Origin of the sequence: Enterobacter sp. RHBSTW-00901, from assembly GCF_014103115.1 — a bacterium.
Lineage (GTDB): Bacteria > Pseudomonadota > Gammaproteobacteria > Enterobacterales > Enterobacteriaceae > Enterobacter > Enterobacter cloacae_P.
In genome coordinates this window covers 2,402,109-2,424,382 of sequence record NZ_JABXPB010000001.1, presented here as the reverse complement: position 1 = coordinate 2,424,382, position 22,274 = coordinate 2,402,109, and the positions used below count along the sequence as shown (strand labels likewise).

Annotated in this window: 21 protein-coding genes; 13 read left to right on the top strand and 8 right to left on the bottom strand. The window is 54.3% G+C overall.

Features of this window, described 5'->3' with window-relative positions; all coding sequences use genetic code 11:
- The first annotated feature begins 158 nt into the window (after positions 1-158).
- The 7 genes from aroK (at position 159) to trpS (ending at position 6,579) form a co-directional block, all read left to right on the top strand.
- Positions 159-680 (top strand): shikimate kinase AroK, encoded by a 522-nt coding sequence (aroK, locus tag HV318_RS11740; protein ID WP_010436374.1) that lies wholly within the window; start codon positions 159-161, stop codon positions 678-680.
- A gap of 57 nt (positions 681-737) precedes the next feature.
- Positions 738-1,826 (top strand): 3-dehydroquinate synthase, encoded by a 1,089-nt coding sequence (gene aroB, locus HV318_RS11735; RefSeq protein ID WP_182272884.1) that lies wholly within the window; start codon positions 738-740, stop codon positions 1,824-1,826.
- A 92-nt stretch (positions 1,827-1,918) separates the two neighbouring features.
- Complete coding sequence (gene damX / locus HV318_RS11730) at positions 1,919-3,229, top strand: cell division protein DamX (protein ID WP_182272883.1); 1,311 nt, start codon at positions 1,919-1,921, stop codon at positions 3,227-3,229.
- Between the two features lie 67 nt (positions 3,230-3,296).
- Complete coding sequence (gene dam / locus HV318_RS11725) at positions 3,297-4,109, top strand: adenine-specific DNA-methyltransferase (RefSeq protein ID WP_182272882.1); 813 nt, start codon at positions 3,297-3,299, stop codon at positions 4,107-4,109.
- A gap of 41 nt (positions 4,110-4,150) precedes the next feature.
- Entirely contained in the window at positions 4,151-4,828 is a 678-nt protein-coding gene (rpe, locus tag HV318_RS11720) for a ribulose-phosphate 3-epimerase (RefSeq protein WP_003861634.1), read from the top strand.
- Entirely contained in the window at positions 4,821-5,582 is a 762-nt protein-coding gene (gph, locus tag HV318_RS11715; RefSeq protein WP_182272881.1) for a phosphoglycolate phosphatase, read from the top strand. Before rpe ends, gph begins: the two co-directional genes overlap by 8 nt.
- Complete coding sequence (gene trpS / locus HV318_RS11710) at positions 5,575-6,579, top strand: tryptophan--tRNA ligase (protein ID WP_182272880.1); 1,005 nt, start codon at positions 5,575-5,577, stop codon at positions 6,577-6,579. The genes gph and trpS overlap by 8 nt, the downstream gene beginning before the upstream one ends.
- A gap of 113 nt (positions 6,580-6,692) precedes the next feature.
- Here trpS and HV318_RS11705 read toward each other — a convergent pair whose 3' ends face one another.
- The 5 genes from HV318_RS11705 to nirB form a co-directional block, all read right to left on the bottom strand.
- The gene (locus tag HV318_RS11705) at positions 6,693-6,863 is read right to left on the bottom strand and encodes a YhfL family protein (RefSeq protein WP_182272879.1); all 171 of its coding nucleotides are present in this window, start codon (positions 6,861-6,863) and stop codon (positions 6,693-6,695) included.
- Between the two features lie 145 nt (positions 6,864-7,008).
- A complete protein-coding gene (gene cysG, locus HV318_RS11700) occupies positions 7,009-8,382 on the bottom strand; it encodes a siroheme synthase CysG (RefSeq protein WP_182272878.1) in 1,374 nt (457 codons plus the stop codon).
- Between the two features lie 11 nt (positions 8,383-8,393).
- On the bottom strand, positions 8,394-9,203 hold the full coding sequence (nirC, locus tag HV318_RS11695; protein WP_182272877.1) for a nitrite transporter NirC: 810 nt from the start codon (positions 9,201-9,203) through the stop codon (positions 8,394-8,396).
- Between the two features lie 69 nt (positions 9,204-9,272).
- Positions 9,273-9,599: a nitrite reductase small subunit NirD gene (gene nirD, locus HV318_RS11690; protein WP_182272876.1), complete on the bottom strand. Its 327-nt coding sequence runs from the start codon at positions 9,597-9,599 to the stop codon at positions 9,273-9,275.
- Entirely contained in the window at positions 9,596-12,139 is a 2,544-nt protein-coding gene (gene nirB, locus HV318_RS11685) for a nitrite reductase large subunit NirB (RefSeq protein WP_182272875.1), read from the bottom strand. The genes nirD and nirB overlap by 4 nt, the downstream gene beginning before the upstream one ends.
- Before the next feature lie 240 nt (positions 12,140-12,379).
- Here nirB and HV318_RS11680 point away from each other — a divergent pair, with 240 nt between their 5' ends.
- Positions 12,380-13,705, top strand: coding sequence for a cytosine deaminase (locus HV318_RS11680; protein WP_182272874.1), 1,326 nt, complete (start codon positions 12,380-12,382; stop codon positions 13,703-13,705).
- Here the strand turns inward: HV318_RS11680 and tsgA are convergent.
- On the bottom strand, positions 13,702-14,886 hold the full coding sequence (gene tsgA, locus HV318_RS11675; RefSeq protein WP_182272873.1) for an MFS transporter TsgA: 1,185 nt from the start codon (positions 14,884-14,886) through the stop codon (positions 13,702-13,704). The two genes, HV318_RS11680 and tsgA, sit on opposite strands and share 4 nt — an antisense overlap.
- A gap of 278 nt (positions 14,887-15,164) precedes the next feature.
- Here tsgA and ppiA point away from each other — a divergent pair, with 278 nt between their 5' ends.
- The 4 genes from ppiA to argD all read left to right on the top strand — a co-directional run bounded on the left by ppiA (position 15,165) and on the right by argD (position 18,331).
- Entirely contained in the window at positions 15,165-15,737 is a 573-nt protein-coding gene (gene ppiA, locus HV318_RS11670; protein WP_023309471.1) for a peptidylprolyl isomerase A, read from the top strand.
- A 107-nt stretch (positions 15,738-15,844) separates the two neighbouring features.
- On the top strand, positions 15,845-16,429 hold the full coding sequence (locus HV318_RS11665; protein ID WP_182272872.1) for a putative adenosine monophosphate-protein transferase Fic: 585 nt from the start codon (positions 15,845-15,847) through the stop codon (positions 16,427-16,429).
- 31 nt (positions 16,430-16,460) lie between these two features.
- Positions 16,461-17,024, top strand: coding sequence for an aminodeoxychorismate synthase component 2 (gene pabA, locus HV318_RS11660; protein WP_182272871.1), 564 nt, complete (start codon positions 16,461-16,463; stop codon positions 17,022-17,024).
- Positions 17,025-17,110: 86 nt separating this feature from the next.
- Positions 17,111-18,331, top strand: a complete 1,221-nt coding sequence (argD, locus tag HV318_RS11655) for a bifunctional acetylornithine/succinyldiaminopimelate transaminase (RefSeq protein ID WP_182272870.1) — start codon at positions 17,111-17,113, stop codon at positions 18,329-18,331.
- Positions 18,332-18,349: 18 nt separating this feature from the next.
- Here argD and HV318_RS11650 read toward each other — a convergent pair whose 3' ends face one another.
- The gene (locus HV318_RS11650; RefSeq protein WP_182274586.1) at positions 18,350-20,437 is read right to left on the bottom strand and encodes a YccS/YhfK family putative transporter; all 2,088 of its coding nucleotides are present in this window, start codon (positions 20,435-20,437) and stop codon (positions 18,350-18,352) included.
- A 58-nt stretch (positions 20,438-20,495) separates the two neighbouring features.
- Positions 20,496-21,128, bottom strand: coding sequence for a cAMP-activated global transcriptional regulator CRP (gene crp / locus HV318_RS11645; RefSeq protein ID WP_000242758.1), 633 nt, complete (start codon positions 21,126-21,128; stop codon positions 20,496-20,498).
- 312 nt (positions 21,129-21,440) lie between these two features.
- On the opposite strand from crp, the gene HV318_RS11640 reads away from it, so the two are divergent.
- Positions 21,441-21,845 (top strand): OsmC family protein, encoded by a 405-nt coding sequence (locus HV318_RS11640; protein ID WP_182272869.1) that lies wholly within the window; start codon positions 21,441-21,443, stop codon positions 21,843-21,845.
- Positions 21,846-22,274: the final 429 nt, after the last annotated feature.

Below are 22,274 nucleotides of genomic sequence, written 5' to 3'. Positions count from 1 at the left end.
GGTGATTTAATCAGTTGCCAAACAAGCCGGAGTATTGAGATAATTTTTAGTCTGACTCTCGCTCTATTGCATATGAGGTTTCAGTTCATGTCCTGCTACGCCGGATGTTTGCGCAGCGGGGATTACCATTAACGAATAGTCTTAGTAGTACCGAAAAAATGGCAGAGAAACGCAATATCTTTCTGGTTGGGCCTATGGGTGCCGGCAAAAGCACTATTGGGCGTCAGTTAGCTCAACAACTCAATATGGAATTTTACGATTCTGATCAAGAGATTGAGAAACGAACCGGAGCTGATGTGGGCTGGGTCTTCGATGTAGAAGGCGAAGAAGGTTTCCGTGACCGAGAAGAAAAAGTGATCAACGAACTCACGGAAAAACAGGGCATTGTGCTGGCAACTGGCGGCGGCTCTGTGAAATCTCGCGAAACCCGCAACCGTCTCTCCGCCCGTGGCGTAGTGGTCTATCTTGAGACGACCATTGAAAAACAGCTGGCACGTACGCAGCGCGATAAAAAGCGCCCGTTGCTGCAGGTTGAAACGCCGCCACGCGAAGTTCTGGAAGCCCTGGCCGGTGAACGCAATCCTCTGTACGAAGAGATTGCTGATGTGACCATTCGTACTGACGATCAGAGCGCTAAAGTGGTTGCAAACCAGATTATTCATATGCTGGAAAGCAACTGATTCTGGCTTTATATACACTCGCCTGCGGGTAAAAGCATTAAAGGTGGATGTCGCGTCATGGAGAGGATTACAGTTACTCTCGGGGAACGTAGTTACCCTATCACCATCGCGGCTGGTTTGTTTAACGACCCAGCTTCCTTCTTACCACTGAAAGCGGGTGATCAGGCGATGCTGGTCACCAATGAGACACTGGCTCCGCTTTATCTCGACCGTGTTCGCCAGCTGCTTGAGCAGGCGGGCGTAAAAGTCGACAGTGTGATTCTGCCCGATGGCGAGCAGTATAAAAGCCTGGCGGTGCTGGACACCGTCTTTACCGCATTACTGCAAAAACCGCACGGTCGCGATACGACACTGCTTGCCCTGGGCGGCGGTGTTGTGGGTGATCTGACGGGGTTTGCGGCTGCAAGCTATCAACGTGGTGTGCGCTTTATTCAGATCCCAACCACGCTGTTGTCTCAGGTCGACTCTTCCGTTGGTGGCAAAACGGCAGTCAACCATCCGCTTGGTAAAAACATGATTGGCGCGTTCTACCAGCCTGCATCGGTGGTGGTGGATCTCGACTGTCTGAAAACCTTGCCAAAACGCGAGCTGGCTTCTGGCCTTGCTGAAGTGATCAAATACGGCATTATTCTTGATGGCGAGTTCTTCATCTGGCTGGAAGAGAATATGGATGCATTGTTGCACCTGGATGAGGCTGCACTGGCATACTGCATTCGTCGTTGCTGTGAACTGAAAGCGGAAGTTGTTGCGGCAGACGAGCGTGAAACGGGCTTACGTGCTTTACTGAATCTGGGGCATACGTTTGGCCACGCGATTGAAGCTGAAATGGGCTACGGCAACTGGCTTCACGGTGAGGCGGTTGCTGCCGGTATGGTCATGGCAGCACGCACCTCTGAACGCCTGGGTCAGTTCAAACCGGAAGAGACGGCGCGCATCATCACACTGCTTGAGCGTGCTGGCCTGCCGGTCACCGGACCTCAGGTGATGTCTGCACAAGCGTATTTACCCCACATGATGCGCGATAAAAAAGTATTGGCAGGTGAGATGCGTCTTGTACTCCCACTTGCAATAGGGAAGAGTGAAGTGCGCGGCGGAGTGCCGCACGAAGTCGTTCTTGGCGCTATTGCTGATTGTCAGCAGTCGTAACAACTAGAAAGGTCAGGCCACGGTAACAGGTGGTCGTTTAGCTTCAGGTGAAATGCAAAGTCGTTGGCATAAGCCTTTGAGTGGGGTGTTAAATGGATGAATTCAAACCAGAAGACGAGCTGAAACCCGATCCCAGCGATCGTCGTACTGGTCGTTCTCGTCAATCTTCAGAACGTGATAACGAGCCGCAGATCAACTTTGACGATGTTGAGCTGGATGCAGACGATCGTCGCTCTTCGCGTAGCCGCAATGCGCGTGATGAGCGAGAAGAAGAGGGTTATGAGTCCGAAGAAGATTCAATGGACGAAGAGCCTGTAGAGCGTCGCCCGCGTAAACGTAAAAAAGCGGCAGCGCCGAAACCGGCGTCCCGCCAGTACATCATGATGGGGCTTGGCGTTCTGGTGCTTGTGCTGCTGATTGTCGGTATTGGCTCCGCGCTGAAAGCACCGTCAACGAACTCAAGTGAGCAAACGGCTTCCTCTGAGAAAAGCATCAACCTTTCTGGTAATGATGCGGGCACTCAGGCGAACGGCACACAGCCAGCGCCAGGTGCCGCTTCTACGGAGCAGACTGCCGCTAACAACACCACGACGCCGCAGGATGTTTCTCTGCCGCCAGTTTCTTCTACCCCGGCTCAGGGTCAGGCACCTGCTACGCCAGAAGGCCAGCAGCGTGTAGAAGTTCAGGGTGACCTGAACAATGCGCTGACGCAGCCGCAAAACCAGGAACAGGTGAACAACGTAGTGGCTAACTCTACGCTGCCAACTGAACCTGCAACCGTCGCACCGATTCGTGGTGGTAGCGCTCAGCCGCAAACCGCCGCTACGGAAACCAAACCGCACCAGACACAAACTGCACCGCGTCCGGAACGTAAGCAGGCGGTGATTGAGCCTAAGCGTGAAATCAAACCTCAGGCCGTGGTAAAAGCACCTGAAGTAAAAGCACCTGCTCAGACGAAACCTGTTGTTAGTGAGCCGGTGAAAGCACCAGCCACAACGGCTGCACCGAAAGCGACGGTAACGACAACAGCGCCGGCTGCTACTGCCACTACCGCACCGACTACAGCCACTACCGCACCAGCTGCAACCGCATCCAGCGACGCTGCAGGTAAAACGGCGGGCAACGTAGGTTCTCTGAAGTCTGCGCCATCCAGCAACTACACGCTGCAGCTGAGCAGTTCGTCTAACTATGACAACCTCAACGGTTGGGCGAAGAAATCGAATCTGAAAAACTATGTGGTTTATCAGACGACCCGTAACGGGCAGCCGTGGTATGTGCTGGTAACCGGCGTTTATGCTTCCAAAGACGAAGCGAAACGGGCTGTTGCGACACTGCCAGCCGATGTTCAGGCGAAGAACCCGTGGGCGAAGCCGATTCATCAGGTGCAGGCCGATCTGAAGTAATGTTTAAAGCGCAGGATGCTGTCGGAGCTTTCTCCACAGCCGGAGAAGGTGTAATCAGTTAGTCAGCATGAAAAAAAATCGCGCTTTTCTGAAATGGGCAGGGGGGAAATACCCCCTGCTCGATGATATTAAAAAGCACCTGCCACAAGGCGAGTGTCTTATCGAGCCCTTCGTGGGGGCGGGATCGGTGTTCCTGAATACCGATTTTTCTCGTTATATCCTGGCGGATATCAACAGCGACCTTATCAGCCTCTATAACATCGTCAAACGACGTACTGATGAGTACGTGGAAGAGGCGCGTAAGCTGTTTACGCCAGAGAACAACCACCCGGACATCTACTATCAGTTTCGCGCGGAGTTTAACCAGAGCAAGGATCCCTTCCGCCGTGCGCTGTTGTTCCTCTATCTGAACCGTCATGGCTACAATGGCCTGTGCCGGTATAATCTGCGTGGTGAATTTAACGTGCCGTTTGGCCGCTATAAGCGCCCGTATTTTCCGCAGACCGAGTTGTATCACTTTGCTGAAAAAGCGCAGAATGCTGAATTCCACTGCCTCTCGTATGAAGAGTGTATGGATCGTGCAGACGCAAATTCGGTGGTCTATTGTGACCCGCCTTATGCGCCGCTGTCTGCAACGGCGAACTTCACCGCCTATCACACTAACAGCTTCAGCCCGGCCGAGCAGGCCCGTCTGGCGGAGATGGCGGAAAAGCTGGTCAGCAAAAGAATTCCGGTGTTAATTTCGAATCACGATACCCCTGATACGCGCGAATGGTACAAAGCCGCGAAGCATTTTCAGGTCAAGGTGCGGCGTAGCATTAGCAGCAACGGCGGCACACGTAAAAAGGTGGACGAACTCCTGGCTCTTTATCGCCCCTGAGCCGTTTTGCCCGCCAGTAAACACACTTCAAGGAGATGCGGATGAAACAGTTTTTGATTGCTCCCTCAATTCTGTCGGCCGATTTTGCCCGCCTGGGTGAAGACACTGCCAAAGCACTTGCGGCTGGGGCGGATGTCGTCCATTTCGACGTTATGGATAATCACTACGTTCCCAATCTGACTATCGGCCCGATGGTACTCAAGGCGCTGCGTAATTACGGCATCACCGCACCGATTGACGTGCACCTGATGGTGAAACCTGTCGACCGTATCGTGCCTGATTTTGCCGCGGCGGGGGCGAGTATCATTACCTTCCATCCGGAAGCCTCTGAACATGTGGATCGCACGCTGCAGCTGATCAAAGAGAACGGCTGTAAAGCCGGTCTGGTCTTTAACCCGGCAACGCCGCTGAGCTATCTCGACTACGTGATGGATAAGCTGGACGTGATTTTGCTGATGTCCGTTAACCCGGGCTTTGGCGGTCAGTCGTTTATCCCTCAGACCCTCGATAAACTGCGTGAAGTGCGCCGCCGTATTGATGAGTCTGGCTACGATATCCGTCTGGAAGTGGACGGTGGTGTGAAGGTGAATAACATTGGTGAGATTGCGGCTGCGGGCGCAGATATGTTCGTTGCAGGCTCAGCCATCTTCGACCAACCGGATTACAAAAAAGTCATTGATGAAATGCGCCGTGAACTGGCAAAGGTAAGTCATGGATAAATTGCAGGCAACCCGGGGTGTAGCATTTGACCTCGACGGCACGCTGGTTGACAGCGCGCCAGGCTTAAGCAGCGCCGTCGACCAGGCGCTGTATGCTCTCGAATTACCCGTTGCGGGCGAAGATCGCGTCGTGACGTGGATTGGTAACGGTGCCGATGTGTTGATGGAGCGCGCGTTGACCTGGGCCCGCCAGGAGCGTGCGTCGCAACGTTCTGCACAGGGAAAACCGAGCGTCGATCACGCCGACATTCCGCAGGAAGAACAGCAGCGTGTTCTGCGTAAACTGTTCGATCGTTTCTATGAAGAAACCGTGGAAGAGGGTAGTTTCCTGTTCCCGGATGTTGCCGAAACGCTGAGTGCGCTTCACGCCAAAGGTATCCCGCTGGGGCTGGTGACTAACAAACCGACGCCGTTTGTTGCGCCACTGCTTGAAGCACTGGATATCGCGAAGTATTTCTCCGTGATTGTGGGCGGCGATGACGTGAAGAACAAAAAGCCGCATCCGGAACCGCTTCTGCTGGTGGCAGGAAAATTATCCTTAGCCCCTGCGGAGCTGCTCTTTGTTGGCGATTCACGCAATGATATTCTGGCTGCCAGAGCAGCGGGTTGTCCTTCCGTTGGATTAACCTATGGCTACAACTACGGTGAAGCCATTACGCTGAGTGAACCGGACGTAGTGTTCGACCACTTCAAAGATTTGTTGCCCGCACTCGGGCTTTCGCACAGTGAACATCAGGAATTGAAAAATGACTAAGCCCATCGTTTTTAGTGGCGCACAGCCGTCAGGTGAATTGACCATTGGTAACTACATGGGTGCGTTGCGTCAGTGGGTAAGCATGCAGGATGACTACCATTGCATTTACTGCATCGTGGATCTCCATGCGATCACTGCGCGTCAGGATCCTGAGAAACTGCGTAAAGCCACGCTGGATACGCTGGCGCTGTATCTGGCCTGCGGTATCGATCCGGAAAAAAGCACGATCTTTGTTCAGTCTCACGTACCGGAGCATGCCCAGTTAGGCTGGGCGCTGAACTGCTACACCTATTTCGGTGAGCTGAGCCGCATGACCCAGTTCAAGGATAAATCCGCGCGTTACTCTGAAAACATCAACGCCGGTCTGTTCGACTACCCGGTACTGATGGCGGCAGATATTCTGCTGTACCAGACCAACCAGGTTCCGGTGGGTGAAGACCAGAAGCAGCATCTGGAACTGAGCCGCGATATTGCTCAGCGCTTCAACGCCATTTACGGTGATGTGTTCAAAGTACCAGAGCCGTTTATTCCGAAGTCCGGTGCGCGCGTGATGTCACTGCTGGAGCCGACTAAGAAGATGTCCAAGTCTGACGATAACCGCAACAACGTTATCGGTCTGCTGGAAGACCCGAAATCAGTGGTCAAAAAGCTTAAGCGTGCGGTAACCGATTCTGATGAGCCGCCAGTCGTGCGTTACGACGTGCAGAACAAAGCGGGTGTTTCTAACCTGCTGGACATTCTCTCCGGGGTCACTGGGCAGAGCATTCCTGAGCTGGAACAGCATTTTGAAGGCAAGATGTATGGCCACCTGAAAGGTGAAGTAGCAGATGCCGTTTCCGGTATGCTGACTGAGCTGCAGGCGCGTTACAATCTTTACCGCAACGACGAAGCATTCCTGCAGAAGGTGATGAAAGAGGGCGCGGAAAAAGCCAGCGCACGCGCATCTGAAACCCTGAAAGCCGTGTACGAAGCGATTGGGTTTGTCGCAAAACCATAATGCTCTTTTTCCTCTCCCGCTGGGAGAGGGCAAGGGCATCAGGCCGCACAACCCCTGCACTTCACCAAACAAAAAAACCGGGTAATCCCGGTTTTTTTACGCCTGAAAAACGCTTACTGCTGTGCCGCTGGCCCGCAACCACCAATGATCTTCGAAATGGAGATCGCCGGATGTAGCAGATAATCATAGCTGCAGTTATTTTTGGTGTTTTCAACGTGACCGGTGCAGGCGGTAAGGGTCGATAACAAGCCCACCAGAACGGCAGCTTTTGCCAGTTTGAACATACACATTCCTTGTCTTAAACAACGTTATTTGGATGCAATTCGAGGGAATAAATGGAAAAGTTCCATTTTGCGAGCGGTATGTTAACGGTGCAGGTAAGAGGGGGGTAGTCCGTTTAAAGACTACCCCGGGAAGGGAAAATATGAGTTAGTGGTTAGAGAACCAGTTCAGTTTTTCGCGCAGTTCGACGACACGGCCCACAACAATCAGCGCCGGGCTTTCAACTTGTTGTGCCAGGTCACTTAACTGCGTCAGCGCTCCCTTCACCACACGCTGCTTAATGGATGTGCCGTTTTCCACCAGTGCGACGGGCATATCTTCATCCATGCCATGTTCCAGTAGTTTCGCCTGAATCGTAGCGGCCTGGTTCAGTCCCATGTAGAACACCAGTGTCTGTTTTTCAGCGGCCAGGTTGTGCCAGTCCAGCTCGCTGCCGGTTTTCAGGTGGCCCGTCACCAGACGTACGCTCTGGGCGTAGTCACGGTGGGTCAATGGAATGCCGGAATAGGCCGAACAGCCGGACGCCGCCGTAATACCGGGTACCACGGAGAACGGAATGCCCGCGTTGCACAGGGTTTCCAGCTCTTCACCGCCACGCCCAAAGATAAACGGATCGCCACCTTTCAGGCGTACCACGCGTTTTCCTTTTTGCGCTTCCCGCAGCAGGATCTGGTTAATTTCTTCCTGTGGTACACAGTGATAGCCTGCGCGTTTGCCCACAAATACGCGGTCGGCATCCCGGCGCACCAGGTTCATAATGTCATCGGAGACCAGGCGGTCGTAGACCACGATATCCGCCTGTTGGATCTGCTGTAGCCCTTTCAGCGTCAGCAAGCCAGCATCGCCAGGCCCCGCGCCCACCAGTACCACTTCTCCGCGATGATCCAGTGGTTCGGTGAGAAGTTGTTCTGTCGTCTCTTCAACGGCTTTCTGATCCTGATTTGCCAGCGACTGCGCCAGCCTGTCGTTCACAAAGAATTTTTCCCAGAAACGGCGACGCTCGCCGACGGTGGAGAACGTTTTCTTCACGCGGGAACGCAGCTGGCCGGCATAGTGCGCCACCTGGCCGAGATGCTGGGGCAGAACCGCTTCCAGCTTTTCACGCAGCAGGCGAGCCAGCACCGGAGACGTTCCGCCGGACGATACCGCCACCATCAGCGGAGAACGGTCGATAATCGACGGCATAATAAAGCTGGCTTCTTTGGGGGCGTCCACTACGTTACAGAAGATACGGCGGGATTCGCAGGCGTTGCTGACGCGCTGGTTCACTTCATCGTCGTCTGTGGCAGCGATGGTCAGCCAGCAGGTATCGAGCAGGGACTCGTCGAACTCTCCCTGCGCCAGGGTCAGCATTCCAGCTTTCGCCCAGGCGTCAAACTGCGGAGCGAAGGAGAGTGCGTTTACGGTAAGCCGGGCACCTGCCTCTAACAGCAGACGTGCTTTACGTTCAGCCACATCGCCGCCGCCCACAAGCAGGCAGTCGCGATGGCGTAATTGACAGAAAATAGGCAGGTGATCCACGACATTACCTCTTAAGAATGGGCTTTCGCCTGAGCCGTTGCGATGTTTGCCGGAGTCGGACGCTCCGCTTTAGGGGTAGCATACCAGTAACCTAACCCCATAAACACTGCACCTGAAAGAGTATTGCCCAGTGTTACCCACAACAGGTTATGGCCGATACCCGAAAGGGTGAAGGCATCGCTGTGATGGCCGAACCAGGAAAGGGCAAACAACGTCATGTTGGCAACGGAGTGCTCGTAGCCGGAAGCGATAAACGCCAGCAGACACCACCAGATAGCGATGAACTTCGCCGCACCTTCGGTACGGATTGCCATCCAGATAGCAAGGCAGACCAGCCAGTTACACAGCGCGCCCTTAAAGAACAGCACCATCGCAGGCTGTGTGGTTTTTGCCAGCGCGACGGTGTGTACGATGCTGTTATCAACCGGCAGTAAACTCCCACCTCCCCAGCTGTACAGCAGTGCTACAAATATGGAACCCAGCAGGTTACCCACCCAGGTCTGAGGCAGAATTGCCCACATCTGTCCGTGGCTGATAGTGCCCGCTTTCACGCCCAGCGTCAGGAACATCGTGTGGCCGGTGAAAAGCTCAGAACCGGCGATGATCACCAGGGTTAAAGCAATACCAAAGGTTGCGCCCATGACCAGTGGACGCACGGAAGGGTCGAGCAGATTACCGAGAGTGAAAATTAAAATAATCCCCAGACCCACATAGGCACCCGCCATTGCGGAGCTGACCCAGAAGCCGAGTGGATTATTTTGGCTGAGCCGTGCAATGCGCGCAGCGTTAGCCGCACACTTATTAATAGTGTCTGTAAACATGGTTTGATTATCCTGAAAAATAAAAGAAATAGTTTAAAAAAGGGAGGCATTGCGCCTCCCTCAAAATCGTTAACTGCGTAACTGTACTTTGCCATCCTTCACCCGGATGTCGTAATGCTTCACCGAGTGGCTCTCATCTTCCATGCAGTGCCCGTCGCTTAAGCGGAAGCGCTGCTTTTTCAATGGGCTGGCGACCCATAACTCGCCCTGATGCTCTGCAATCAACCCACGGGAGAGCACGCTGGCGTCGAAGAACGGGTCGATATTGCTGATGGCAAAAACCTGTTCATCGTGGCGAGGGCGGAAAATCGCGACCTGCTCTTTACCCAGCAGCGCACAGACGCCGGTTGCTGGCAGGATGTCGTTAATGTTGCAAATGTTTACCCACTGGCTCATGCGTTTTCCTCCACCAGCGTGACCGGAATGCGTTCATAAGGCGTCGCCGGGCGATGCTGTGCGCGCTCAGGCACAACCTGCACGTTCGGGTCGCGCTGGGTGCTGTTGATAAAGTGTTTGAAGCGAGTCTGCGCCGCCGGGGTGTTGACGGTTTCAGTCCACTCGCAAATCACCGCCTCGCGCAGTCGGGCCATCCCGGATTCCAGCTGTTCATTCAGGCCCAGTTTGTCGTCGATGATGACCGATTTCAGGTAGTCGATGCCGCCATCCAGGTTATCCAGCCAGGAGGCGGTACGGGTCAGCTTGTCGGCGGTACGGATGTAGAACATCATGAAGCGGTCGAGATACTGGATCAGCGTATCGTGGTCGAGGTCTGCCGCCAGCAGGTCTGCATGGCGTGGTTTCATCCCACCGTTGCCGCACACGTACAGGTTCCAGCCTTTCTCGGTGGCGATAATACCCACGTCTTTACCCTGTGCTTCCGCACATTCACGGGTACATCCGGAGACACCGAACTTCATTTTGTGCGGCGTACGGATGCCTTTGTAGCGGTTTTCCAGCTCAACGCCGAAGCCTACGCTGTCGCCCACGCCGTAGCGGCACCAGGTGCTGCCCACGCAGGTTTTTGCCATACGCAGCGCTTTGGCATACGCGTGGCCGGTTTCGAAGCCTGCTTCAATCAGCTGCCGCCAGATTTCTGGCAGGTCATCTTTCTGGGCACCAAACAGACCGATACGCTGGGAACCGGTGATTTTGGTGTACAGATTAAATTCACGTGCAATACGGCCTACGGTCACCAGCCCTTCCGGAGTGATTTCGCCACCGGCAGAACGTGGGATCACGGAGTAGGTACCGTCTTTCTGGATGTTTGCCAGGAAGTTGTCGTTGGTGTCCTGCAGAGGTGTGTGTTCTGGTTTGAGCACATACTCGTTCCAACAGGAGGCCAGCAGGGAACCAACCGTTGGTTTACACACTTCACAGCCGTAACCCTGGCCGTGTTTTGCCAGCAGTTCGTCGAAGGTTTTGATACCTTCCACGCGGATCAGATGGTACAGCTCCTGGCGAGAGTAAGAGAAGTGCTCGCACAGGTTGTTGTTTACTTCGATGCCCTGTTTCGCCAGCTCGGCGTTCAGTACCTGAGTGACCAGTGGGATACAGCCGCCGCAGCCGGTACCGGCTTTGGTTTCCGCTTTCAGGGCCGCAACGGTGTGGCAGCCTTTGTTGATGGCAGAAATCAACATGCCTTTGGTGACATCGAAGCAGGAGCAAATCTGCGCGCTGTCTGGCAGTTTATCTACGCCGATAGACGGCTTACCGCTGGAGGCGTGAGCCGGGAGGATCAGCGCGTCCGGGTTTTCCGGCAGTTCAATGGCGTTCAGCACCAGCTGTAGCAGGTTACCGAAGTCGCTGGTATCCCCGACCAGTACCGCACCGAGCAGGGTTTTGTTGTCCTGGCTTACGATCAGACGCTTATAGACTTCTTTGCTCTCATCGAGATAAACATAGCTGCGGGAGTTCGGAGTGCGACCATGCGCATCGCCAATACCGCCTACGTCCACGCCCAGCAGCTTCAGCTTGGCGCTCATGTCTGCGCCGGTGAAGGCGTTTTCGCTGCCGAGGATATGGTCAACGGCGACCTGCGCCATCTTGTACCCCGGAGCCACCAGACCGTATACGCGGTTATTCCAGCTGGCACATTCGCCGATTGCGTAGATATCCGGGTCGGAGGTCTGGCAGGAATCATTAATCATGATCCCGCCGCGCTGCGCCACGGCCAGACCGCACTGGGTGGCCATTTTGTCGCGCGGGCGAATACCCGTAGAGAAGACAATAAAGTCCACTTCCAGCTCGCTGCCGTCGGCAAAGCGCATCGTTTTACGCGCTTCAGTACCTTCCTGAACGATCTCTTTGGTGTTCTTGCTGGTGTGAACTTTCACACCCATACTTTCGATTTTACGCTTAAGCTGATCACCACCCATGTGGTCCAGCTGTTCAGCCATCAGCATCGGGGCAAATTCGATGACGTGGGTTTCAACGCCGAGGTTTTTCAGCGCGCCAGCCGCTTCCAGACCCAGCAGTCCGCCACCGACGACGGCACCGCGTTTACTGCGGCGGGCACAGTTTTCGATTGCCTTCAGGTCTTCAATGGTACGGTAAACGAAGCAATCCTGGGTTTCCGAGCCTTTAATTGGCGGGATCCACGGATATGAGCCAGTCGCCATGATCAGTTTGTCGTAGAAAACCGTGCGTCCGGCGCTGGAGTGGATCACTTTTTCCTGACGGTTGATGGTGATAGCGCGTTCGCCTACCAGCACTTTTACGCCATGCTTCTCGTAAAACCCTTCACGTACCAAAGAAAGCTCTTCAGCGGTATGGTGGGCGAAGTAGGAAGATAAGTGCACACGGTCGTACGCTTTACGGGGTTCTTCACAAAATACGGTAATATCGAACCGGGCTGCGTCAGCTTTATCGAGAAGATCCTCAATAAAGCGGTGGCCGACCATACCGTTACCGATGATAGCGAGTCTGACTTTGCTCATTTTTGCCTCGATTTCTTTTCTATTACTGCCTACCTTAACGATTCAGCAGAGGCGCTTATTGATGCAAATCAAATACGCCTTCACCTACTACTTAGGTGGTAGATGGCTGATTTGTCAGGATTTTTATAAGTTATAGAAATCACAGGCTTTTCGTTGTCGTCGATTTTGTGTACCAATCAGGGTGCTAATTTTTAAAAATGGGTACTCCTAAATTTCAGCCGCATTTTTCGGGGGAAAGGTATGTCTACAACACCGCTTTGGCTGGTTCAGAATGTTCGTTTACCGGGTCGTGATGGGCTGTGGCAACTTGCCATTGAGAACGGTCGTTTTGGTGATATCACGCCAATGGACGATACCCGCGCCGAAAGTTACGAGATCTTAAATGCCCGTGGAGGGCTCGCGATCCCGCCGTTTATTGAGCCGCATATTCACCTCGATACCACCCAGACGGCGGGTGAGCCGAACTGGAATCAGTCCGGCACGCTCTTTGAAGGCATTGAGCGCTGGGCCGAGCGCAAGGCGCTGCTCAGCCACGAAGATGTGAAGGCGCGTGCCTGGAAGACGCTGAAGTGGCAAATTGCTAACGGTATCCAGTTCGTCCGTACTCACGTGGATGTTTCTGACCCGACGCTCACCGCGCTGAAGGCGATGCTGGAGGTGAAGCAGGAGGCCGCGCCGTGGGTCACGCTGCAAATCGTGGCGTTTCCGCAGGAAGGTATCCTCTCCTACCCGAACGGCGCGGCGTTGCTGGAAGAGGCGTTAAAGCTGGGGGCGGATGTGGTGGGAGCAATCCCGCATTTTGAGTTCACCCGTGAGTATGGCGTGCAGTCGCTGCACATCGCCTTTGCGCTGGCAAAGAAATATGACCGTCCGCTGGATATTCACTGCGATGAAATCGACGATGAACAGTCCCGATTCGTGGAGACGGTGGCGACGCTGGCGTATGAGGCGGGTATCGGCCCGCGTGTGACCGCCAGCCACACTACCGCCATGCACTCCTATAACGGCGCTTACACTTCGCGGCTGTTTCGTCTGCTGAAAATGTCGGGTATTAACTTTGTGGCGAACCCGCTGGTGAACATTCACCTTCAGGGTCGCTTTGACGACTATCCGAAACGCCGGGGCATTACCCGCGTGAAAGAGCTTCAGGAGGCGGGGATTAACGTCTGCTTCGGTCATGATGATGTCTTTGATCCGTGGTACCCGCTTGGCACCGGCAATATGCTGCAGGTGCTGCATATGGGGTTACACGTGTGTCAGATGATGGGCTATCCGCAAATCGACAGCGGCCTGAATCTGATTACCCATAACAGTGCCCGAACCTTTGGTCTGAGCGATTACGGTATCGGGACGGGGAACCCGGCAAACCTGGTTATTCTGCCTGCGGAGAGTGGGTTTGAAGCGGTGCGTTGTCAGGTTCCGGTACGCTGGTCGATTCGTCAGGGGCGCATTATCGCCACCACGCAGCTGGCGCAGACCTGGATCCAGATGGATAGCGGGGGAGAAGAGGTGAGCTTTGCCAGAAACAGCCCCTCTGCTGAGAGCAAAGGGGCGTCGGAGGATTAGTGAGAAGCCGCTGCCGCGCCGTGCTGGCGGTGGCGGGTCACAAAACCGAGAACGAAGCACATAATGAACACCACAGCGTAAAGGCCGTTAGCCGTGTGCAGTGCAGCCAGCGGGCCGCTGTGGGCCACAATCGGGCCGGTGACCACGAAGGTCAGCATGGTGCCGATGGTGCCACAGATCAGCACGAAGTTAACCAGTTTTGGCGAGGCCACTTTGGTTTGCAAAGAGCCCAGGGTGATGATCGAGGTGTAAATCGCGCTGGAGAAGAAGCCCAGGGTCAGAATGAACCACGGCATGTGTTCCGGGGAACCGTTGATGAACAGATACATCAGTACGGTTGCCATCCCTGCCAGCACGGTCAGAATGCGCTGCAGGTCGAAGAAGCGCAGGATGAAGCTAAACGCCCACATGCCGAACATGTAAGACATCCAGAAATCGCTTACCAGTTTGCCTGCGTCATTCAGGCTCATGCCCAGACCTTTGGCGTATTCCGGTACCCAGGAGATAAAGCCCAACTGGCCCAGGATGTAGCACAGGGCGGCGATGGAGAGGAACAAGACGCCGATGCCCCACTTTTCTTTCGCGACAGGTTCAGCCGTGGTCTGTGCTTTTTTGCCCAGAACCGGGAATTCGCAACCGAAGGTCAGAATAAAGATCGCCACGTAGACCAGGCCGATGCAGGCATACACCCAGTACCATTCAATGCTGCGCGCCAGCAGAACGGCAGCGACCATCGGGAAGATCATCCCGGCCATGCTGAAGAAGGAGTCGGTAAACAGCAGACGCGCGCCGCGCTGACGGCCTTCATACATGTGGGTGATGAGGAACGTCCCGATAGACATCGTGATCCCACTCACCAGGCCAAGTACGAACATGGCGGCAGAGAACAGGGCGATGCTGTGGCTTAACATCAGGCCTGCCACGGCGGCGAGCATGAGCACAAAACCAAAACGCAGCTGCGTTTTCAGTGGCACGATTTCCATCAGCCAGGCGTTCAGGAAGATGGAGATCAGGATCCCCGCGTTGAGGAAGGTGAAGGTGTTACTCATGCTGGAAACGGGCAGCTGGAAGTAGTCTGCGATATTTCCCATCACCATCCCGGTGACGATCACCAACGCGCCAGTCAGGGCGTAGGAGAAGAAGCTGATCCATGTGAGCTTGATGCGATTGCTGTTAGTCATGTCTGGCCTGTTCAAAGTAAAATAAAACGCATCGACTGCGTTTGAGCGGGCAGATTTTAGTCGCGAAAGTGATCTATTTAAATCTTTTCCAGAAAATTAGATCTTCGTTACAATATTTTATGTGATGCGAATCACATCTTTTACTGGTGTGTTCAATCGTTTGCGTGGTTACAACTGTTTCAATTTCGTAAAATTAGGTAAAAGGCTGGCCTCGGTTCATACTGCTCTTTAGAATCAGACCATTCGCTTTCTATACTGCGCTTTGTTAAGGAATTCTCATGCTCAAATCAACACTGGCGGCTGTCGCAGCTGTGTTTGCTCTTTCTGCCGTTTCCCCTGCTGCGCTGGCAGCAAAAGGAGACCCTCACGTCCTGCTGACGACCTCTGCCGGGAATATTGAGCTGGAACTGAATAGCCAGAAAGCTCCTGTTTCTGTGAAAAACTTCCTCGACTACGTGAACAGTGGTTTCTACAACAACACCACGTTCCACCGTGTGATCCCAGGCTTTATGGTGCAGGGCGGTGGCTTTAACGAGCAAATGCAGCAAAAACAGCCGAATCCACCCATTAAGAACGAAGCGGACAACGGCCTGCTGAACAAACGTGGCACCATCTCTATGGCGCGTACTGCAGATAAAGACAGCGCCACCAGCCAGTTCTTCCTGAACGTTGCAGACAACGCCTTCCTCGACCACGGTCAGCGTGACTTCGGTTATGCGGTCTTCGGTAAAATTGTGAAAGGAATGGATGTCGCCGATAAGATCTCTCAGGTACCTACCCACGACGTTGGCCCATACCAGAACGTGCCGTCAAAACCGGTGGTTATCCTCTCAGCCAAAGTTCTGCCATAACTGTCTTTGACACGGGCACGCTTCGCCCGTGTTATTTAGCCCTCCCTGCGAAAGCGCGTTTTGCTGCTTATACTTGTGGCAAACGGACACATTCAGGGAGGCGTTAAGTGAAAAAACTCACCGACAAGCAAAAATCCCGTCTCTGGGAACAGCAACGTACTGTGAATTTTCAGGCCAGCTGCCGCCTTGAAGAGGGTAATGGTCCTTCTGCCTCTCTCATCGGGACGCTGCCGCTTGGGCCACATGCGCCCGGGTTGCCCCATCTGTGCGCCATTCACTACCATCTCTATCACGGACTCGTGGAGAATGCAGGCAAGTACCGTCGCGTCGATATTTCTAAGGGCGATATCCTGTTTTGCCACTTTGACTACATCGAGAAAGCCGGTAACGAATTGATGGAAAAACTGGAAAATGAAGGTTATCTGGTGGGATGTGGAAAAGAGGCGTTTATTGCCAGGATCAGCCACTACTATTGTGAAATTAACATGCTGCATCCTTTTATGAGCGGTAATGGTATTACACAGCGCATTTTCTTTGAACAACTGGCTATCCACGCCAGTTACTTGCTGGACTGGCGCGATATCGATCCGGCCCACTGGAAGCGTGCCAATCAGAACGGAGCAATGGGGGATTTGACGGCCCTGAGCGCGATCTTTCGCAAAGTGGTGAGCGAAGCGCGGGAAACTGAGTAGAATAGAGCGGCCTTTTTGTTCTGGAGCCGCCATGATCCTGCTGATTGATAACTACGATTCCTTCACCTGGAACCTTTACCAGTATTTCTGCGAACTGGGTGCAGAGGTCGTTGTTCGCCGTAATGACGACATCAGCCTGGCAGAGATTGAAACGCTGGCCCCGCAGAAAATTGTCATCTCGCCAGGGCCGTGTACCCCGTCGGAGTCCGGTATCTCTCTGGACGTTATCCGCCACTATGCGGGTAAGCTACCGATCCTGGGCGTCTGCCTGGGTCATCAGGCCATTGCTCAGGTCTTTGGTGCGATCATCGTTCGCGCGGCCACAGTGATGCACGGCAAAACGGCACCGGTTACCCACACGGGTACTGGCGTGTTCACGGGATTAAATAATCCGTTAACCGTCACCCGCTACCATTCTCTGGTCATTGATCCGCCAACCCTGCCCGCCTGTTTTGACGTGACTGCCTGGAGTGAAACACAGGAGATCATGGGGATTCGCCACCGTGAATGGGATCTTGAAGGGGTGCAGTTCCACCCGGAGAGTATTCTGAGTGAACAGGGCCACCAGCTGCTGGCGAATTTCCTTAATTGCTGAATATCTATTGCCTTGTTGTGATTTTTTATGCATATTTTGTGATTATATTTTCACAATCAATGTGACATAAAATGGATGGTCATGACATGGCAACTGAACAACCAGCAATCACCCGCGCAACATTTGATGAAGTCATTCTGCCAATTTATGCACCGGCTGAGTTTATCCCGGTGAAAGGAAAAGGCAGTCGCGTCTGGGATCAGCAGGGTAAAGAGTACGTAGATTTCGCCGGTGGGATTGCGGTGACGGCGCTGGGTCATTGTCATCCTGCGCTGGTGGAGGCGCTGAAAACTCAGGGAGAAACCCTGTGGCACACCAGCAACGTCTTTACCAACGAACCAGCTTTGCGCCTGGGGCGTAAGATAATCGATGCGACGTTTGCTGAGCGTGTGCTGTTTATGAACTCTGGCACTGAAGCCAACGAAACCGCATTCAAACTGGCACGTTACTACGCCTCAACGCGTCACAGCCCGTACAAAACCAAAATCATTGCCTTCCATAACGCATTCCACGGACGCTCACTGTTTACCGTTTCCGTTGGCGGCCAGCCGAAGTACTCCGACGGCTTTGGTCCCAAACCGGCCGACATTATCCACGTGCCGTTTAACGATCTGCACGCGGTGAAAGCGGTCATGGACGATCACACCTGCGCGGTGGTTGTGGAGCCAATTCAGGGTGAAGGTGGCGTCACGGCTGCAACCCCGGAATTTCTGAAGGGGCTGCGCGAGCTGTGCGATGCGCATCAGGCGTTGCTGGTGTTTGACGAAGTACAGAGCGGGATGGGCCGTACCGGCGATTTGTTCGCCTACATGCATTACGGCGTAACCCCCGATATTCTGACCAGCGCTAAAGCGCTCGGCGGTGGCTTCCCGGTCAGTGCGGTGCTCACCACCCAGGATATCGCCTCTGCGTTCCACGTGGGGTCCCACGGTTCGACCTACGGCGGAAACCCGCTGGCCTGCGCTGTTGCGGGTGCCGCGTTCGATATCATCAACACACCTGAAGTGCTTGATGGCGTAAGTGCGAAGCGCGAGCTGTTTGTGAAGCATCTGCAACAGATTGACGACCAGTATGACGTGTTCAGCGAGATCCGCGGTATGGGGTTGTTGATTGGTGCCGAGCTGAAGCCGCAATACAAAGGCCGTGCGCGCGATTTCCTGCATGCCGCAGCCCACGAAGGGGTGATGGTGCTTAATGCCGGGCCTGACGTGATGCGCTTTGCGCCGTCGCTGGTGGTGGCAGAGAAAGATATTGAAGAGGGGTTAAACCGCTTTGCCGCAGCGGTCGGGAAGATAGTCCGGGGATAACCTCATTGCCCGACGCAATCAATATGGCGTCCGCTTTAACACACGCGTTAGCCATATGCCGTGATGCGGACGCTGACGCCATGCCACCGACGAAATGGTGTGCATGGTGTTCAAATGCCCCAGAATGCGCTGCAAATGCTGCTCCAGGGTGCTCATCGGTCCGTGGGTCAGCGTTTCCGGCGCTTCCAGAATGTTTGCATCTCCCGTTTCTCCCGGCGCGTCATACTCCAGACGCTGCTGACAGCGCTGCAGGGCAATTTCACACGACTGCAAATAGCGTTGTGCCAGATCCGGCGTCAGCATCGTATGCTCGCGTGCGAGCGTGGTCATGGCGTTGATATGCTCGACGATAAACTGGCTGTGGGTCACCCACAGCTTCATGTCTGCCAGATAATTCGAGTTAAAGCCCGGTTCCAGCATGGCCTGGTTAAGGGAGTTAAACAGGGCATTATGTGCCTGATTAACCCTCATTCGCTGGTACGCCAGCGGGGAGGGTTGCGGGTCGTCGCTCAGTATTAAGCGGATCGCCTGCTGGTCTGCTTCCAGTGCATCATGGGCGTTCTGCCTGAGTAACCCGCTTTGCCATTGCGGCCACAGCCAGACCATGCCGCCAAAAGCAATCAGACAGCCAATCAGCGTATCCACCAGCCTGGCAATAATAAACTGTTCGCCGTTCAGCGTGAGTAGCTGCAGGGTATACACCGCAGTTACGGTAAAGCCCACCATCGCCCAGCCGTAGTTCTTGCGGATGATCAGATAGCTCACCAGCGTTATCGCCAGCATGCCCACCAGCGTATACCCTTCCGGGACGTGAAAGTGTAGCGTCACGCCTGCAATAATCAGCCCCGCCATTGTACCGCCCGCCCGGTGCAGAATACGCACCCGCGTTGCGCCATAACCGTTCTGCGTGACAAACAGTATGGTCATTAAGATCCAGTACGGTTTCGGCAGATGCAGCGCCACACCCATCAGGCTGGCGATGCTGAGCATGACGCTGATCCGCGCGGCGTTGCGCAGGGCGGCGGATTTCAGGGATAAATAGCTTCTGAGGGCAGGCAGTAGCGGCAGACGCTTTTGTTTATCGGCCATCAGGTCGCGTGGATAGAGTGGCCGCTGGGTGCGTAGCACGCGCGCGATGCGGCTGAAATGCCATGCGGCAAACTGCCCGACCGGGTTATCCGCATGCTGACGGGCAATTTTTTCCAGCGCACCGAGCTGTTTGTCCATGTTGAAGCGCGTCGGGTAGCGGTGATACAGAATATCGTCCGCCAGCACGCGAAGGCGCGCGGCAACGGTTTGCGCGTTCCAGCGGATCACCGCTTCTGCGTGGCTGCGCTCGACCAGCTTCTGCACCTCCTGCGGCTGATGCAGGCTTACCGAGATATGCTCCTGCAGATCCAGCCCCACCTGGAATACGCGCAGCAGCCGTTTGTACTCATGATTTTTATTGGCGGCGAGCATATGTAGCTGTTGGTAACACTGGCTGATGAGATCCACCACTTTCTGCTGGCGTGCCAGCAGCGGCGGCAGTGATTTTTCCGGATCGGTGTGCTGGGTGAGCAGGGTGTACTTTGCTTCACAGTAATCCGCCAGCAGGATATAGAGCAGGCTCAGGGATTCGCGCAGCGGCTGTTCCCGCCACATCCAGAACCAGAACCAGTTAAACAACCCGTACCATAGCGTGCCGAGAGCGTAGATCAGCAGCGGCTCCCACACCGGCATATTACCCGCGAGGCTAAGGGTAAAGATGGCCGCAATCAGCGAGGCAGGCAGCAGGCGGGCATGCAGTGAGCTGATTTCAGCCGTTACTCCCAGCGTCATCGCCAGCACGGTTAAAATCAGCGGCAGCGGGATATCGCGGGTCAGCAGGAGTTGCACGGCGAGGCTACAGCCAGCAAACAGGCAGCCACCAATAATCAGACGTTTGAAAAATCGCTTATGGGGCGTGTCCAGACCGGCGATGTTGCAGCAGGCGGGAACGAGAGAAAACAGCAGACCCTGTTGAAGGTGTCCGAGGATCAAACCCACGGCCACAGGAAGGCACAACACCAGCGTTTGTCGCAGTGCATAGTTAACTTCCGGGTGGTAGATCAGCCTGCGCCACATGGGGGAATAGAGACAAAAACGGCGTGACACCTTGCGATGACACGCCGTTTGGCCGGAATTAACGGGTTCCGTAAACCACGATGGTTTTACCGTGCGCGGAGATCAGATTCTGGTCTTCCAGCATTTTCAGGATACGACCCACTGTTTCACGAGAGCAACCGACGATCTGACCAATTTCCTGACGGGTGATTTTAATTTGCATACCGTCCGGGTGGGTCATGGCATCTGGTTGTTTCGCCAGGTTCAGCAGCGTCTGCGCGATACGACCGGTCACGTCGAGGAAGGCAAGGTTGCCCACTTTCTCAGACGTAACCTGCAGACGGCGAGCCATCTGGGAAGAAAGACGCATCAGGATGTCCGGGTTAACCTGGATCAACTGACGGAATTTCTTGTAGGAAATTTCAGCCACTTCACATGCTGTTTTTGCACGAACCCAGGCACTACGTTCCTGGCCTTCTTCAAACAGGCCCAGTTCGCCGATGAAATCGCCCTGGTTCAGATAAGAAAGGATCATCTCTTTCCCTTCTTCATCTTTGATCAGCACTGCCACCGAGCCTTTGACGATGTAATACAACGTTTCCGCTTTTTCACCCTGGTGAATCAGCGTGCTCTTCGATGGGTACTTATGAATGTGGCAATGAGACAAGAACCATTCGAGAGTCGGGTCTGTTTGCGGTTTGCCAAGCACCATGCGCTGTTATCCTCTGTTATAAGCTGTCTCCAGAGTCATAAATCGCATCCTGACTCTGGGGTTGCAATCGAATTCTTACCCATACCTGGGAAGTCGGCTGTCGTAACGTTTCGCAGCCAGTAAAGTTTGATGTCCTCTGCATACATGTGTAACGTCAATGTATTACTGTAGCATCCTGAGTGTTTTAGCATAGCTTTCGCCGCGTGTCTCCTGGTGTCTCGCTTCAGCATGACGCAGGTCGCCTTCCATTGCGAGAAATGTAACGCGCGCGTAATCTGTCACCAAAAATGCAACGTTGGAGTTAAGGAATATATGCAAGCGCGTGTGAAATGGGTTGAAGGTTTAACGTTCCTGGGCGAATCCGCTTCCGGGCACCAGATTTTGATGGATGGTAACTCCGGCGATAAAGCGCCAAGTCCAATGGAGATGGTGCTGATGGCCGCTGGTGGATGCAGTGCCATCGACGTGGTGTCGATTTTGCAAAAAGGCCGTCACGACGTGACCGGCTGCGAAGTCAAGCTCACGTCCGAACGTCGCGAAGAGGCACCGCGCCTGTTTACGCACATCAACCTGCATTTTGTTGTTACTGGCACAGCGCTGAAGGACGCGGCGGTATCACGCGCGGTCGATCTTTCGGCTGAAAAATACTGCTCTGTGGCGTTAATGCTGGAGAAAGCGGTAAAAATCACGCATTCGTATGAAGTGATTGAGGCGTGAAGTCGGGGGCATCGTGCGTGTAGATGCCCTCACCGTAACCCTCTCCCACGGGGCTGAGGGTTCCCCAGTAATTTTGTTCTTCTTAAGCAATTAAACTATTTCATTGAAATATAAGACTTATAGCGACTCCATGGTCCGGCTGAAAATCGCCGAAGCATTTCCGTAAGGCCGGGGCGAGGCGCAGGGATGCGCCGAGAGGGCATTGCCTGCAGGGATGCAGGCTAATGCCCGACCCGAAGCCTGAAGGAATAAGCTGAGGGTACCGCGCAGCGGCGATTTTCCTGCCGGGAGCCCGGGTTGCCAGGGCGGTGGCGGTGAACCGCCCTGGCACGTTCACCTGTATCGTCGTTACAGAGTAGCAATCAACATAAAGTGAACGGAATAACCACTACTGCTTTATGTTCCCCCTCACCCCAGCCCTCTCCCTCA